The sequence below is a fragment of the Cognatiyoonia koreensis genome, assembly GCF_900109295.1.
In the GTDB taxonomy this organism is placed as follows: domain Bacteria; phylum Pseudomonadota; class Alphaproteobacteria; order Rhodobacterales; family Rhodobacteraceae; genus Cognatiyoonia; species Cognatiyoonia koreensis.
Genome location: NZ_FOIZ01000001.1, coordinates 891,268 through 906,460 on the forward strand (window position 1 = coordinate 891,268; position 15,193 = coordinate 906,460).

Genomic DNA, 15,193 nt, shown 5'->3' on the forward strand with positions numbered 1-15,193 from the left:
GATATATGTGCTAGCCGCCGAGACCGAAACCCCTCAGACCATCCAGAATGAACTGAACGGCAAGTGCGGCCAAAAGCATTCCCAGAACCCTGGTGACAATGTTCAATCCCGTCCGGCCCAGCAGGCGTTCCAGAAATGATGCGGACAGAAATGCGACGAAGACGATCAGCAGGACCGCGAACAACACACCGCCCACGGCCAAGACCTCGGCACTGCCGTCCGCCTGTCCCGTCAGCAGGATAATCGTCGTGATGGTGCCCGGCCCGACAATCAGCGGCAAAGCCAGCGGAAAGATCGACGGATCGTCGTCAAGGTGGCTGGCGGCCTCGTTGGCTTCACCGGCCTTGCGGGCCTGTCGGCGCTGAAACAGCATTTCAAGCGCGGTCAGGAACAACAGGATGCCACCCGCGATGCGGAATGCATCCATGGAAATACCGACGAAATTCAGCACGGCTTCGCCCAGCAAGGTGAAGACAACCATGAGCGCACCGGCCGTAAGGCAAGCCCGGATTGCGACGCCGCGGCGTTGCGCCGGGGTCATGCCTTGCGTCAGCGCGATGAACAAGGGCGTCAGCCCCAGCGGGTCGATGATGATGAACAGCGTCGTGAACGCAGTGATCAAGGCGGGAAGTTCGGTCATGCCTGCGCCTTTTCAAGCTTTTCAAGTGCTGCCATCCAAAGCGCCTCGGCCTTTTCAAGACCGGCCATCACTTCAGCATATTTCTTGTTCCAGGTTTCCAACTCGCCCTTTTTGGCATCCTCATAAAGTTCCGGGTCCGCCAGTTTCTTGGCAAGTTTGTCGCGCATGTCATTGATCTTGTTGACACGTTCTTCGCATTTGCGGGCATCTGACTTGAGCGCGAGCATCTCGTCACGGCTGGCGCGTTTTGGTTTTTCGGGGGCAGGTTTCGACTTTTCAACCTTGTCAGGCGTCAGCAACATCTTGCGATAGGACGGCAGATCGTCCTCGTAAGGTTTCACGCGGCCGCCCGACACCAGCCAAAGCCGGTCAGCAACCAGCGACAACAGGTGCATGTCGTGGCTGACAAGAATGACGGCACCCGAATAGGCAGTCAGCGCCTCGACCAAGGCCTCGCGGCTTTCGATATCGAGGTGGTTCGTTGGTTCGTCGAGGATCAACAGGTGCGGTGCGGGCAGGGTGGCCAGCAACAGCGACAGACGCGCCTTCTGACCGCCCGAAAGCCGCCCGACCTCGGTTTCGGCCTGATCCGCGCCAAGGCCAAAACTAGCCAACCGCGCGCGCAGCTTGGCCTGGCCTTCGTGTGGGCGTTCACGGAACAGATGGTCCAGCGGCGTTTCCTCGACCCGCAGTTCGTCCACCTGATGCTGGGCGAAAAAGCCGATGCGCAGCTTGTTGGACGTCACCATCTTGCCGCGTGCGACATCAAGGCGGCCAGATAACATCTTGGAAAGCGTAGATTTTCCTTCACCGTTGCGGCCCAGCAGTGCGATCCGGTCGTCCTGGTCGATCCGCAAGTTCAGATCGTGCAGTACGATGTTGTTGCCGTAACCGACGGCGGCACCTTCGGTTGCGATAATCGGGGGCGAGAGTTCTTCGGGTTCGGGGAACGTGAAAACGGTGCGTGCGGCGTCTTCGGGCGCGCGGATGGTTTCCATTTTTTCCAGCATCTTGACGCGTGACTGCGCCTGTTTCGCCTTGGAGGCCTTGGCCTTGAAGCGGTCAACAAAGGCTTGCAAATGGGCGCGCTTGTCGGCCTGCTTCTTTGCGGCGGACGCCATCAGCGCCCGCTTTTCGGCGCGTTGTTTTGCGAAATTGTCGTAGTTGCCGGTGTAATAGGTCAGCGATTTGTCTTCGAGGTGCAGAATGCCGCCAACGGACCGGTTCAGCAGCTCGCGGTCGTGCGACACGATAAGAACCGTGTGCGGGTATTTGACCAGATACGCCTCGAGCCACAGCGCGCCTTCAAGGTCGAGGTAGTTGGTCGGTTCGTCCAGAAGCAGCAGATCGGGTTCGCTGAACAGCACCGCCGCAAGGGCCACGCGCATCCGCCAGCCCCCCGAAAAGGCCGAACAGGGCATGGATTGTTCTTCATGGGTAAACCCCAGGCCTTTGAGGATCGTCGCTGCCCGTGCTTCGGCAGACCATGCGTCTATATCGGTCAGGCGAGTCTGGATATCGGCGATGCGTGTGGGGTCGGTGGCGGTTTCCGCCTCGGCCAGCAGCGCTTCGCGCTCGGTATCTGCCCGCAGCACTGTGTCGATCAGCGACACCTCATTGCCAGGCACTTCCTGACTGACGCCGCCGATCTTCCAACCGCGTGGAATGTTGACGCTGCCCGTGTCCAGCACCCATTCGCCACGGATGACCTTGAACAGGCTGGTCTTGCCAGTGCCGTTGCGCCCCACAAGGCCAACTTTGTGGCCAGCCGGGATCGTCACACTGGTGTGTTCAATCAGCGTGCGGCCTTGAATCGAATAGGTGATGTCTGAAATCTTGAGCATGTCGCGGCTTTGCCTGATCCGCGTGACGCGGTCAATGCGATAGGGCCTTTCCATGCCACCCACCCCATGTTAGGGCGCGCCCACATGGTATTCCGGGGCGCGCGCCCCATGATCAAAGGACAAGACAATGGCGATCCAACGCACATTTTCCATCATCAAACCCGACGCGACAAAGCGTAACCTGACAGGCCAGATCGTGGCCAAATTCGAAGAAGCCGGCCTGCGTATCATCGCATCCAAGCGCATCCAGCTGACACTGGCCCAAGCCCAGCAGTTCTATGGTGTGCACAAGGATCGTCCATTCTTTGACGAGCTTTGCGAATTCATGATTTCCGAGCCGATCGTCGTGCAGGTTCTGGAAGGCGAAGACGCCATCGCAAAAAACCGTGAAGTCATGGGCGCAACCAACCCCGCAGACGCCGCACCTGGCACGATCCGCAAGGAATTCGCGCTTTCCATCGGTGAAAACTCTGTCCACGGCTCTGACGCGCCGGAAACAGCCGCAGAAGAAATCGCGTTCTTCTTTTCGGGACTCGAACTGGTCGGCTAAATCTAGCGATCTCTGCCAAACTGACAAAGCCGCTGCGCCGCCAGGTGCGGCGGCTTTTTCTTTGCCTGTCGGTTTCGTGTGTCGTGGTTGACGAAAATCAATAAAGGCAGTCTGCGGGATGCTAGAATGCACGTGGCCAAGAAGGAGGCACGCATGCAAACGAACGCCGTTCCGCATCTGGACCAAAGCATCAATACCACCGGCTGTTGTCCGAAATTCAATCCCGACGGATGGGACGATCAGACCCTGCATTTCGAAGACAAACCTTTCGTCAAGGCGACGACCAGGTCAGCTGTCCATATTCCGTTGAATATGGGCACGGTCTTTGGCCGCGTGCAGAACCATATCGAAGAGGCCGGCGCATACGACCAAGACGACATCATCGTGTTGAGCCAGGATCAGTCACGCTGGAAAGCAGACCACTATTTTTCGGTGTCCGGCGTTGTCGCGGATGAAGACATGACCACGCTGTCGGGCGATTTCGTCACCAAGGTGTTCGAAGGACCCTATCGCGACGCAAAGCAGTGGTATGAAGAGATGAAATCGCTGGCCGCGCAAAGAGGCAGCACAAGCGAAGATGTTTATTTCTTCTACACGACCTGCCCGCGCTGCGCGAAAGCGTACGGTCAGAATTATGTCGTCGGGGTTGCCCGGATCAACTAGCCGGGCAGGGGCAGGCTGCGCGCAGGCTGCACGACCGCCGCGCGGGCCGCCCGTTTGTTCAGGTTCCGTTCGAGCGCACGGTAGTTGCGGATATTTGCGTTATAAAGCACGTCGAAAAGGTCACCGACGATGGGGACCATGCCGATGAAATAGTCGGCCAGCGTGTTCAACGTCATATATGCCAATGCGCCGGGCGTGGCACCCAACTGGCGCGCCTTCCAGATCAGCCAGACCGACGGAAGCAGGGCCATCGTGTCGCCAACCACGGGCACGAGACCGAGAATATTGTCGAGCCCGACAGAAATATTTGTGCGCGGAATGTAAAAAAGTGCATCCATGCGCCACGCGATTTTGCGCAGCGCCGCAAGTTCAAAGTCGATATCCTGTTCTATGTTCATACCCTTAACATAGCAATCCATCACGGAAATGTGAAGGGGGTTCACATCCAAATCGTCTGATTTGCCTGCAGCGAACCCGCAAAAAGGGATGAATCCGGTCAGGCAGGAGGGTCGATGACCCCAATCCGGTTCAGGAATTGTTCGAGTTCAGAGCGATCCGTATCAAAGCTTTGGGATTTCAGCTGATCGAATTTCTTGCGCAGGGCGTCTTTTTCCGCGCCCTTGCAATCGTTCCACGGGCGGCCCTGCAAGCCCATGTGCAACACGTAGTAGGCGATAAAGTGCGGTCGCGTGCCATTCTGCAAGAGTTTCTCGTACGCGGCATCCGCGCCGACCTCTCTCAGGGCCTCGGCAGAGGATATGCCAGCAGCCTTCAGTTCCTTTGCAAAGGCGGGGCCGATGTTGCGAATGGTTGTCAGGTCAGCCATGGGCAAATCCTAGCGCCTGACCAAAAAAAGGGCCAGCGGCGGATCGACCAAACGGGAGGAGAAAGGTCGCGCGCACCACTGGCCGGAGCGGAGCCTCAAGACAGCGCAAGGGAGGGGTGCGCCATCACTTTGGCTGATCGTCCGCGTGGATCAGATACTGGCAAAATCCTTGAAGATCAGCGGTTTGTCTTTGCCGTCTTCAGGTTTCTTTGCCGTTGCCGCAGGTTTCTGTGGCTTTGAATTCTTTGGAGTGGACGTCCCGATAGGCTGTGCCGATGCCATGGTCCTGTTCCTTTTGCTGCCTTTGTTGCGCGTTGTCCCTGCGCGTCACCTCTTAGCGGGTGTAGAAAAACCGTTGCACACGACCTTGGCCGAAAACCGGCGGAAATAAGGCAAGAATGTGGCGCGGCCTGTAGATCGTGCGGAACGCCTTATTTTGACCGGCGTTTCGGTGTTGCGTTTGGTCCTTTTCCACCCGGTTTTGACCGTGGTTTGCCGCCTGGCGGGACAAATCGCTTTGACGTATCGGACGCACTTGCGCGCGGCTTGCCTGCCGGTTTCGCACCGTCCGGCTTGCGGAACGGCTTTTCACCGGGCTTGCCCTTGCGTGGCGGTTTGCCATCGCTCTTGCCCTTGAAGGGAGGTTTTGCATCACCTTTGCTCTTGAACGGTGGCTTTGCGTCGCCCTTGCCTTTGAAGTCAGGTTTGCCACCGTCCTTGCTTTTGAATGGCTTTTTCGCTTTCACCGCGTCGCCGTGATCCTTGCGAGGCGGTTTGCTGCGCGGCTTGTAAGGTGCGGGATCATCGGCGGCACCGGGGATTGGCTTGATCGCGTCTTGTTGCGGGGCGCGCGATGGTGGTGGGGCCGACCGGTCTTGTGGTTTGTCATAGGACTTCTTGCTGGGCCGCGCACCGCGTTCGCTGATCTGCGGCACGCCATCAAGCGCCTTCAGGGTGGCCTGATTTTCAAGCCGCATATCGTTGCCGACGGCTTTCAGGAATCCTGGCACCGCATCTTCCCTGATCTCGACGAAGGTTTCGTTCGGCTGGATACGGATCGCCCCGATTTCACGCTTTGTGATGTCACCGGCCTTGCAGATCATTGGCAAAAGCCAACGGGCTTCGGCCTTGCCTTCGCGCCCGACATCGACGCTGAACCACTTGGACGGACCAAAGGGCTCGCGTTCCTTGCGCTCGCGCTTTTCACGCGGTGGTGGCGGGGCGTTCGGATCAATAATGGCAATGTCTTCCGGGGCGGATGCCTTGCCGGCATAAAGGCGCAGATAGGCGGCGGCAATTTTCTCTGGTGCGTGTTGCGCCAGCAGCTTTTCAGCGAAGGCCCGTTCGCCTTCGGTGAATTCCTCGGTCCAGACGTCATCCGTCAGCAGACGTTCCTCATCACGCGCCTGCACTTCATCCGCAGAGGGCGGTGCTGCCCATTCGGCCTTGAGCTTGCCCCACTTCAACAAATTTTCTGCGCGCCTGCGCATCTTGGGCGGCACGATCATCGCCGAAATGCCTTTGCGACCCGCGCGACCGGTCCGACCGGACCGGTGCATCAGTGTTTCCGCATTGGTGGGCAGTTCTGCGTGGATCACCAGTTCAAGGTTCGGCAGGTCGATGCCACGTGCCGCCACATCGGTTGCCACACAGACCCGCGCACGTCCGTCGCGCATGGCTTGCAATGCGTGCGAGCGTTCGGTTTGCGACAATTCACCCGACAATGCGACAACCGCAAAACCCCGGTTGGACAGGCGGGTGGTCAGACGTGTCACCATTGCGCGGGTATTGGCGAAAACGATGGCATTGGGGGCTTCGTAATAGCGCAACACGTTGATGATCGCGTTATCCGCATCATGCTGGGCCACGGTCAGTGCGCGATAGGCGATATCGGTATGTTGCGTCGCCTTCGAGACGGTGCTGATCCGTATCGCGTTGCGCTGATAGGATTTGGCCAGCTTTTCAATCATCGGCGGGACGGTTGCTGAAAACATCAGCGTGCGGCGGGTCTCGGGCGCTTTGCCAAGGATGAATTCTAGGTCTTCACGAAAGCCGAGGTCCAGCATTTCATCCGCTTCATCCAGCACGATTGCGCGGATACCCGACATATCAAGCGAGCCGCGCAGGATGTGATCTTTCAAACGTCCAGGGGTAGCGACGACAATATGAGCCCCGCGTTCCAGCGTGCGCTTTTCGGTGCGCATATCCATGCCACCCACACAGGACGCCATGACAGCACCGGCACCGGCGTAAAGCCATGACAGCTCGCGCTTGACCTGCAGCGCCAGTTCACGAGTCGGCGCGATGATCAACGCGCGGGGTGTGTCGGCAGGGCCAAAGTGTCCGTCATCGTTCAGGATCGTCGGCCCGATAGCCAGACCAAAGCCCACCGTCTTTCCCGATCCGGTTTGCGCGGACACAAGCAGATCATGCCCTTCGTGCTGCGGGTCGGTAACGGCCTCTTGCACAGGGGTCAGCGTGTCGTAGCCTTGCTTGGCAAGGGCATCGGCGAGGGTCTGGATCATCAAATCGGTCTTTCGGTGCGGCGATGGGGTGCGCCTAAGCCTGTTAGGTGGCTTTGTATAGAGGGTGATTCATGTGTTGGTGCTGAACCACACGTTAATTCGCGCAGAAAGCGCTTCCCAGATAGCGGGGGCGCCGCGACGAACCTTGATCCCGACCCGTGTTTCCAGATGTTCAACCGTCACGTTGAAATCGCGCCACGATCCACCGCCGGATTCAAGGTTGGCAATGACAGGCTGCACACGATCGATGGATTTTGCGAAAATCGCGTCGTCTGTCTCTGCCGCTTCGAATTCGTCCCAAAGCGCGCGACACGCGTCCGCCTGATCAGCCGGCAATAACGCAAAGATACGATCAGCGGCAGCCTGTTCGATCGCGGCCTGCGCTGCGACATCGCGTGCGGCAGCACTGTGGATCGGGATATCGCCCGCGTCGATCTCTACCAGATCATGCAGCAACAGCATCTTGATCACGCGGTCGACATTCACAGGTCGTTCGGCGTGTTCGGCCATGACCAGCGCATAAAGCGCGATATGCCAGCTGTGTTCGGCCGAATTCTCGCGCCGGGTCGCGTCATTCAGCGTTGTTCCACGCACGACGGATTTCAGCTTGTCCGCCTCGTTCAGGAACGCAAGTTGCTGGTGGATCCGTTCGCTCATGCGGGAAATTGCGATTTCATGCGCGCAGCAGGTGGTCGCGCGGCTTTCGTGACAAGAAGGCGGTCGAAGAACTGCGGATCGGGAAACGCATCCCATGGATAATGTCCGTGGCACGCATTCGCGAACGCTTCAATGATTGCAGGTTCGTGGATTGCGACGTTTTCAAACCCGTTCGATTTGGCCTCGGCGAGTTTGAAGACCTTTTCGATCTGCGGCAGTTGTTCGAACCCGATGATCGGCCAAGTGCCATCGGCAAAGTGATCAGGGCGCGTCAGCACCAGTGCGATCATTTCGGAAAGGTTCAAAGGCGCGGAGGTGTCGTCCGGTGTCAGCCGTTTCAGCGACAAAAGGCAGAGCACACTTTTCTCTGGTGTTTTTTCGACTTCGATGACCTGACCGACCGTGTGATCGCCGTTCAGCAGAGGAACAAGGAAGATGTCTGCTTCTTGCGGCGCAGGCATTGTCCTACCATCCCTTACGCTTGGGCTTTGGTGCGTCCTCGACCGGTGTCTCCTCGACAGCCGGTTCGGGCGGTTCTTCCACGGTTTGCGCAACTTCGATAACAGGTGCCGGTTTCGGGGCACGCTTGGCTGGCGGCTGCGCACCGCGCTTGATGGCGGCTTCGGCCAGCAATTCGCGCGCGCGGGCTTCTGCACGGCGCACCCGCACGGCGGTCAGATAAGCTTCTTGCAAAGACTGTGAAGATGCGCCGAGCAGTTCACCGATCTGGTCAACGATTTTCGGGCTGCCCGATGCTTCTGCTTCGGCGAGCGCCAAATCCGCCAGTTCGTTTGCTGTTTCTTCGGTATAGTTCATGGATCAGCGCGTGTTTTCCGTGAGGCGACGACGGACATAATCGGTGACATGGTCGATCATCGGATCCATGTGCGGGTCTTCAAAGAAGTGACCGGCACCTTCCATACACTCGTGCGTGATCGTGATACCCTTTTGTTCGTGCAATTTGTTCACAAGGTTCACGGTGTCTTGCGGCGGGGCCACACGGTCGTTCGTGCCGTTGATGATCAAACCGGATGACGGGCAGGGCGCAAGAAAGCTGAAGTCATACATGTTCGCCGGGGGTGATACGCTGATAAAGCCCGTGATCTCGGGGCGTCGCATTAAAAGCTGCATGCCGATCCAGGCACCGAAAGAGAACCCGGCGACCCAGCAATGTTTTGCGTTGTTGTTCATCGACTGCAGATAGTCGAGTGCGGATGCCGCGTCAGACAGTTCGCCCACGCCCTGATCGTATTCGCCCTGCGAGCGACCGACGCCGCGGAAATTGAACCGCAACACGGTAAAGCCCATGTTATAGAATGCATAATGCAGATTATAGACGACCCGGTTGTTCATCGTACCGCCGAACTGCGGATGTGGATGCAGGACAATCGCAATCGGTGCATCACGGTCTTTTTGCGGATGGTAGCGGCCTTCGAGGCGGCCTTCTGGGCCGGGGAAGATGACTTCGGGCATTCTGTTCCGTTTCGTGGGGCCCGCGCTTTTCTTGACGAAAACGCTCAGGCACTTTAGAAGGATTCTAAATCGACCGCTCAAGGCGTCCGACGGGGTTGGCTTGACCTAATCATGTGCGCCGCCCACGTCAATGGAATTGCGGATTTACGGGGGTTTGCGCGATGAAACTCAGCACCAAAGGTCGCTATGCGATGGTCGCCATGGCCGATCTTGCATTGCAGGACGGTGGGACGCTGACAAATCTGACCGAAATTTCCAAGCGACAGGACATTTCCTTGCCTTATCTGGAGCAGTTGTTCGTGAAATTGCGCCGCGCCGGTCTTGTCGAATCCGTGCGCGGTCCGGGCGGCGGCTATCGTCTGGCCGCCCCGCCTTCGGACATTCGCGTGTCAGATGTGCTTGAAGCTGTGGATGAAACTGTGAACGCGCTGCACAAAGGGGCAGGGGCGTCGGGGGCGGCGTCCGGGTCGCGGGCGCAATCCATGACCAACCGTTTGTGGGAAGGACTGTCTGCACAGGTCTATGTCTTTTTGCATCAGGCGCGTCTGTCTGATGTCGTCAGCAACGGGCTTGCACCCTGTCCAGCGGTGCCAGCCCTGTTTGAAGTGGTGGACGACGATGCCTGAACGACAGCGCATCTATTTCGATCACAACGCGACAACACCCCTGCGCGACGAAGCGCGCACTGCGATGATCGCGGCGATGGATGTCGCGGGAAACCCGTCGTCTGTCCACGCCGAAGGGCGCGCGGCCAAAGGACTTGTCGAAAAGTCCCGGATGGCAGTGGCCGAGGCGGTTGGCGCATCGAATGCCGATGTAATCTTTGTTTCTGGCGCGACCGAAGCGGCGGCACTTGCCCTGGCGGGGCGCGGGCTTCATGCCTCTGCACTGGAACACGAGGCTGTTTTGGCGTGGGTTGATCCGGTGCTGCCGGTGGTGAATGGCGTCGTGCAGGTCAGCGATCCGGCGCATACGGCGCTTCAGTTGGCCAACTCTGAAACAGGTATCGTGCAAGCATTGCCCAAAGGACTTGCCGTTTCCGATATCACGCAAGGTTTCGGAAAACTGCCGTTCGCTTACGGCTGGTCCGGTGTGGAAATGGTGTTCCTGTCGGCCCACAAATTTGGCGGCCCCAAAGGCATCGGCGCATTGATCGTGCCGCAAGGGCATGAAATCGCCGCACAAATCAAAGGCGGCGGTCAGGAAATGGGCCGTCGGTCGGGAACGGAAAACGTGCTGGCGATTGCCGGATTCGGTGCCGCATGCGCTGCGGCGCAACAGGATTTGGCGAACGGGGTCTGGGACCGGGTTGCAGAACTTAGAAATATTCTAGAAAAGGCCATTGGCGCGGCAGAAAAGAGTACTATTTTTGTCGGGAAAGACTTTGCGCGATTGCCGAACACGTCCTGCATGATCAGTGCAGGCTGGAAAGGCGAAACGCAGGTCATGGCGATGGATTTGGCGGGGTTTGCCGTATCGGCGGGCTCTGCGTGCTCCAGCGGTAAGGTCAAGGCCAGCAAGGTGTTGCAGGCCCTTGGCTACGATGATGATGCGGCGGGGTCTGCCTTGCGGGTGTCATTGGGGCCGCAGAACACGGAAGAAGAGGTCTTGCGCTTCGTTGACGCATGGACCGCGAAAAGAACAAAGGTGCGCGGCGCAACGGCCGCTGCTTGAGAGGAAAGAGATATGGCTGCTTTGGACAATGTGGACGTCAAAGATGGTGTCGATCAGGATACCGTTGACGCGGTAAAAGAACTTTCCGGCACCTACAAACACGGCTGGAACACCGAGATCGAGATGGAATACGCCCCCAAGGGCGTGAACCCCGACATCGTCAAGCTGATTTCCAGCAAGAACAAGGAACCCCAGTGGATGACAGATTGGCGTCTGTCGGCCTTTGACCGCTGGGAAAAGATGGAAGAACCGACCTGGGCCATGGTCAGCTATCCTGACATCGACTTTCAGGACATCTATTACTATGCGCGCCCGAAAAGCATGGAAGAAAAGCCCAAGTCGCTGGACGATGTCGATCCCAAACTGCTGGAAACCTATAAGAAGCTTGGGATTCCGCTGAAGGAACAGGCCATTCTGGCGGGCGTCGAAGGGGCCGAAAACATGCCAGCGGAAGGTCGCAAGGTCGCCGTTGATGCGGTCTTTGATTCCGTATCCGTCGGCACGACCTTTCAGAAAGAGCTTGAAAAGGCCGGCGTCATCTTCTGTTCGATCTCCGAGGCGATCGAAAAGCACCCCGACCTTGTGAAAAAGTACCTTGGCACCGTCGTGCCGCCGTCTGACAACTTCTATGCGACGTTGAACAGCGCGGTCTTTTCGGACGGGTCGTTCGTCTATGTGCCCGAAGGGGTGCGCTGCCCGATGGAACTGTCCACCTATTTCCGCATCAATGCTGAAAACACAGGGCAGTTCGAACGCACACTGATCATTGCGGCCAAAGGATCATACGTGTCCTATCTTGAAGGCTGCACCGCACCCAAGCGCGACACGGCCCAGTTGCACGCAGCCGTCGTGGAAATCATCGTCGAGGAAGACGCCGAGGTGAAATATTCCACGGTCCAGAACTGGTATCCGGGCGATGAAGACGGCAATGGCGGCATCTATAACTTCGTGACCAAGCGCGCTGACTGTCGGGGTGATCGGTCCAAGGTGTCATGGACGCAGGTCGAAACCGGCTCTGCCGTCACATGGAAATATCCAAGCTGCATCCTGCGCGGTAACGAAAGCCAGGGCGAATTCTATTCGATCGCCATCGCCAACAACATGCAGCAGGCCGACACCGGCACGAAGATGGTGCACCTGGGCAAGAACACCAAGAGCCGGATCGTCTCCAAGGGGATCAGCGCGGGCAAGGCGCAGAACACCTATCGCGGTCTTGTGTCGATGCACCCAAAAGCCAAGGAATCGCGCAACTACACGCAATGCGACTCGCTTTTGATTGGCGACAAATGCGGTGCGCATACAGTGCCTTACATTGAAGTGCGCAACAATTCGTCGCGCGTGGAACACGAAGCGACAACATCCAAGGTGGATGACGACCAACTGTTCTATTGCCGCAGCCGTGGCATGGATGAAGAGGAAGCGGTCGCACTTGTCGTCAACGGGTTCTGCAAGGAAGTGCTGCAGGAACTGCCAATGGAATTCGCGATGGAAGCGCAGGCGCTTGTGGCGATTTCGCTGGAAGGATCCGTCGGCTAAGTATGATTTGCGCAACAAGACATAACTGCCGTGGTGCCGTCATGGCGCTGCCTCACTTCGGCCTTGATCGGATTGCATATCCGAACGCGGGGGCGATGACGGACGAGGCACAGGCACATGTCGGACCGCATGCAAGAGCAGCTGTCGGTTTTCAACGCGCGGATCAAGCGCATCGAAGACCCACGCAACATCTACTATCGCGACCCGGAATCGGGGATCAACATTCCCAAGCGAGTGTCCAAGGCCGCCGTTCTGGGCAAGGGCAAGCACGCAAAACCAACGCTCTTTGGCCTTCTGATGGCGCTGATTGTCGGTCTGGCCTGTTTGGCTGCGGCCCGATACGGGCGATTCAACCTTGCGGGCATCGTGGAAGATCCGACATCGGCACATATCGTCATGCTGATGGATTTCGGCATCGCTGCCGTCATGGCCTTTGTTCTGGGCGGGATGATCAACCAGAAATCCATGCGTCACATGATGGCGCAAACGGCGGGGATCGCCGTGATGGCTGTCGCCATGCACAATCTGGTCTGGATGTATCCGGCCGAATTCGCCCAGGTCTACACGCAGGCCTACGTGGACGAAGTGCGCAGTGCCACGCAGCCAAACACGATCTACGTCGGCGGCGAAACCTTCGCCTTGCCCGACAATCCAAAACTCGCGTCGCTTTAAACAGCTTCACACGTCACAGCATCATTGCCCTGCCTGGTTTGCGCCGCGGCGGGGTTTTCGTCATTTCCGCATAATACCCCGAGGAGCAGATACATGTTAGAGATCAAAGGCTTGAAAGTCGATCTTGAGGAAGAAGAGAAATCCATCCTCAAAGGCGTTGACCTGAGAATCGAACCCGGCACCGTGCATGCGATCATGGGTCCGAACGGGTCGGGCAAGTCTACGCTGTCCTACGTGCTGTCAGGCAAGGACGGGTACAAGGTGACAGGTGGTTCGGCACTTCTTGAAGGTGCTGACCTGCTCGAGATGGAACCCGAAGAGCGCGCGGCCGCTGGTCTGTTTCTTGCGTTTCAGTACCCTGTCGAAATCCCCGGTGTCGGCAACATGACGTTCCTGCGCACAGCCGTGAACGCACAGCGCAAGGCGCGCGGCGAAGACGAACTGTCTGCTGGTGAATTCCTCAAGGTTGTTCGCGAAAAGGCCAAGGCGCTCAAGATTGACGCCGATATGCTCAAGCGTCCCGTGAACGTTGGTTTCTCGGGCGGCGAAAAGAAGCGGAACGAGATTTTGCAGATGGCGATGCTTGAACCAAAGATGTGCATTCTGGACGAAACGGATTCCGGTCTTGATGTGGATGCGATGAAACTGGTTGCGGAAGGTGTGAATGCACTGCGCTCTGAAGGGCGTTCATTCCTTGTCATCACGCACTACCAGCGTCTTTTGGACCACATCCAACCAGACGTCGTGCACATCATGGCCGACGGCAAGATCATCAAGTCCGGTGGTCCGGACCTTGCCTTGGAAGTTGAGAACAACGGCTACGGCGCATTGCTGGCAGAGGTTGCCTGAGATGGCTCTTCCCAAGTTGAAAGCGGACGCCACCCAAGCGCGGCTGGCCGTCATGGACCTGCCCGCTGGCGGTGATGCGAACCGGCAAGCTGCCTTGGCACGGGTCTCTGCGATGGGCCTGCCGCACAAACGCGACGAATACTGGAAATACACCGATCCCGCGACATTGGTGCAACCTGACGCGCCTGAAGCGGCCTTGTTTCACAACGACGAAGGCCCACTTTTCGATGAAATCGACCGGGTAAAGATCGTTTTTGTCGACGGCGTTTATGATGAGAGCCTTTCAAGTGATCTGGCGGCCGAAGGTGTCGAAATCGGTCTTCTGGCCGATGCGCTGAGTGCTGACATTCACTGGGCGCAAGACATGTACGGTACGCTCGAAGTGCGCGGTCAGGTCCCGGTTGAACGCTCACTTGCTGCGTTGAACACGGCATTTGCCACAAACGGGGCCGTGATCCGCGTGACCGGTCAAGCATCCAAGCCGATCAACCTGATCTATCTGCATCAGCAGACCACTTCGGATGCGGCATTGCACAACCTTGTCAAAGTCGAAGCCGGTGCCACGGTCACGTTGCTTGAAACCGGCCCGGCTGCGGCACGTTTCTCGAAGACGCTAGAGGTCGATATCGCGGAAGGTGGCACGTTCCATCATGTCCGCGCGCAAGGGCGCGACCATGAGCGCCGCGCGATCACACATTGCTTTGCCCGCGTGGCCGATGAAGCCACGTTCAAGTCTTTCACGCTGACCGTAAACGGCAAACTGACGCGCAACGAAACGGTGATCGATATTGTTGGTGATAACGCGGTCGCGCATGTGGCTGGCGCGTGCCTTGGTGATGGTGCTGATTTTCATCACGATGACACCGTCTTTGTCACACATGACGCCGTCGATTGCGAAAGCCGTCAGGTGTTCAAGAAAGTGCTGCGCAACGGCGCGACCGGTGTGTTTCAGGGCAAGATCCTTGTGAAGGAAGGCGCGCAAAAGACGGATGGCTATCAGATCAGCCAGTCGCTTTTGCTGGATGAAGACAGCGTCTTCCTCGCCAAGCCCGAGTTGGAGATCTATGCGGACGACGTGGCCTGTTCGCACGGGTCCACCTCTGGTGCGATTGACGAAGACGCGCTGTTCTATCTGCAATCTCGTGGCATTTCGCACAAGCAAGCCGTCAATCTGTTGACCATCGCCTTCCTTGCCGAGGCACTGGAAGAGATCGACGATCAGGAACTTGCCGACCAGCTGCGCAACCGGCTTGAGGGATGGTTGTCCCGGCACGGAAGCTAAGG

The 15,193-nt window shown here is 57.9% G+C and carries 18 protein-coding genes; 8 read left to right on the forward strand and 10 right to left on the reverse strand.

Annotation, left to right across the window (positions count from 1 at the left end; genetic code table 11):
- Nucleotides 1–10: 10 nt before the first annotated feature.
- Together BMY44_RS04480 and BMY44_RS04485 are read right to left on the reverse strand one after the other, a co-directional pair.
- On the reverse strand, nucleotides 11–640 hold the full coding sequence (locus BMY44_RS04480; RefSeq protein WP_089990776.1) for a MarC family protein: 630 nt from the start codon (nucleotides 638–640) through the stop codon (nucleotides 11–13).
- Nucleotides 637–2,484 carry an ABC-F family ATP-binding cassette domain-containing protein gene (locus tag BMY44_RS04485; protein ID WP_089994522.1) on the reverse strand — a complete coding sequence of 616 codons (1,848 nt, stop codon included), beginning with the start codon at nucleotides 2,482–2,484 and terminating at the stop codon, nucleotides 637–639. Before BMY44_RS04485 ends, BMY44_RS04480 begins: the two co-directional genes overlap by 4 nt.
- Before the next feature lie 127 nt (nucleotides 2,485–2,611).
- Between BMY44_RS04485 and ndk the strand changes: the two genes are divergently transcribed.
- Both ndk and BMY44_RS04495 read left to right on the forward strand, forming a co-directional pair.
- Nucleotides 2,612–3,034: a nucleoside-diphosphate kinase gene (gene ndk, locus BMY44_RS04490; RefSeq protein ID WP_089990779.1), complete on the forward strand. Its 423-nt coding sequence runs from the start codon at nucleotides 2,612–2,614 to the stop codon at nucleotides 3,032–3,034.
- Between the two features lie 153 nt (nucleotides 3,035–3,187).
- A complete protein-coding gene (locus BMY44_RS04495; protein WP_089994525.1) occupies nucleotides 3,188–3,697 on the forward strand; it encodes a hydrolase in 510 nt (169 codons plus the stop codon).
- Here the strand turns inward: BMY44_RS04495 and BMY44_RS04500 are convergent.
- From BMY44_RS04500 to BMY44_RS04535, 8 genes are all read right to left on the reverse strand, one after another.
- Nucleotides 3,694–4,095, reverse strand: a complete 402-nt coding sequence (locus BMY44_RS04500) for a DUF4112 domain-containing protein (protein ID WP_089994527.1) — start codon at nucleotides 4,093–4,095, stop codon at nucleotides 3,694–3,696. The genes BMY44_RS04495 and BMY44_RS04500 overlap by 4 nt on opposite strands.
- Nucleotides 4,096–4,193: 98 nt before the next feature.
- Nucleotides 4,194–4,523, reverse strand: coding sequence for a TfoX/Sxy family protein (locus BMY44_RS04505; RefSeq protein WP_089990783.1), 330 nt, complete (start codon nucleotides 4,521–4,523; stop codon nucleotides 4,194–4,196).
- 150 nt (nucleotides 4,524–4,673) lie between these two features.
- Entirely contained in the window at nucleotides 4,674–4,805 is a 132-nt protein-coding gene (locus tag BMY44_RS18450) for a hypothetical protein (protein ID WP_278246562.1), read from the reverse strand.
- A 149-nt stretch (nucleotides 4,806–4,954) separates the two neighbouring features.
- The gene (locus BMY44_RS04515; protein WP_089990788.1) at nucleotides 4,955–7,048 is read right to left on the reverse strand and encodes a DEAD/DEAH box helicase; all 2,094 of its coding nucleotides are present in this window, start codon (nucleotides 7,046–7,048) and stop codon (nucleotides 4,955–4,957) included.
- Nucleotides 7,049–7,117: 69 nt separating this feature from the next.
- On the reverse strand, nucleotides 7,118–7,705 hold the full coding sequence (locus BMY44_RS04520) for an HD domain-containing protein (RefSeq protein ID WP_089990790.1): 588 nt from the start codon (nucleotides 7,703–7,705) through the stop codon (nucleotides 7,118–7,120).
- Nucleotides 7,702–8,166 carry a hypothetical protein gene (locus BMY44_RS04525; protein WP_089990792.1) on the reverse strand — a complete coding sequence of 155 codons (465 nt, stop codon included), beginning with the start codon at nucleotides 8,164–8,166 and terminating at the stop codon, nucleotides 7,702–7,704. The genes BMY44_RS04520 and BMY44_RS04525 overlap by 4 nt, the downstream gene beginning before the upstream one ends.
- A 4-nt stretch (nucleotides 8,167–8,170) precedes the next feature.
- Entirely contained in the window at nucleotides 8,171–8,521 is a 351-nt protein-coding gene (locus tag BMY44_RS18285) for a hypothetical protein (protein ID WP_207510481.1), read from the reverse strand.
- A 3-nt stretch (nucleotides 8,522–8,524) separates the two neighbouring features.
- Nucleotides 8,525–9,178: an alpha/beta hydrolase gene (locus BMY44_RS04535; protein ID WP_089990794.1), complete on the reverse strand. Its 654-nt coding sequence runs from the start codon at nucleotides 9,176–9,178 to the stop codon at nucleotides 8,525–8,527.
- Nucleotides 9,179–9,339: 161 nt separating this feature from the next.
- Here BMY44_RS04535 and iscR point away from each other — a divergent pair, with 161 nt between their 5' ends.
- The 6 genes from iscR (at nucleotide 9,340) to BMY44_RS04565 (ending at nucleotide 15,191) form a co-directional block, all read left to right on the forward strand.
- On the forward strand, nucleotides 9,340–9,804 hold the full coding sequence (gene iscR / locus BMY44_RS04540) for a Fe-S cluster assembly transcriptional regulator IscR (RefSeq protein ID WP_089990797.1): 465 nt from the start codon (nucleotides 9,340–9,342) through the stop codon (nucleotides 9,802–9,804).
- Entirely contained in the window at nucleotides 9,797–10,852 is a 1,056-nt protein-coding gene (locus BMY44_RS04545) for a cysteine desulfurase family protein (protein WP_089990800.1), read from the forward strand. Before iscR ends, BMY44_RS04545 begins: the two co-directional genes overlap by 8 nt.
- A 12-nt stretch (nucleotides 10,853–10,864) precedes the next feature.
- Nucleotides 10,865–12,388: a Fe-S cluster assembly protein SufB gene (gene sufB, locus BMY44_RS04550; RefSeq protein WP_089990803.1), complete on the forward strand. Its 1,524-nt coding sequence runs from the start codon at nucleotides 10,865–10,867 to the stop codon at nucleotides 12,386–12,388.
- A 117-nt stretch (nucleotides 12,389–12,505) separates the two neighbouring features.
- Nucleotides 12,506–13,060 carry a hypothetical protein gene (locus BMY44_RS04555; protein WP_089990806.1) on the forward strand — a complete coding sequence of 185 codons (555 nt, stop codon included), beginning with the start codon at nucleotides 12,506–12,508 and terminating at the stop codon, nucleotides 13,058–13,060.
- Between the two features lie 93 nt (nucleotides 13,061–13,153).
- A complete protein-coding gene (gene sufC, locus BMY44_RS04560) occupies nucleotides 13,154–13,909 on the forward strand; it encodes a Fe-S cluster assembly ATPase SufC (protein WP_089990808.1) in 756 nt (251 codons plus the stop codon).
- A gap of 1 nt (nucleotide 13,910) precedes the next feature.
- Nucleotides 13,911–15,191 carry a SufB/SufD family protein gene (locus BMY44_RS04565; RefSeq protein WP_089990811.1) on the forward strand — a complete coding sequence of 427 codons (1,281 nt, stop codon included), beginning with the start codon at nucleotides 13,911–13,913 and terminating at the stop codon, nucleotides 15,189–15,191.
- Nucleotides 15,192–15,193: the final 2 nt, after the last annotated feature.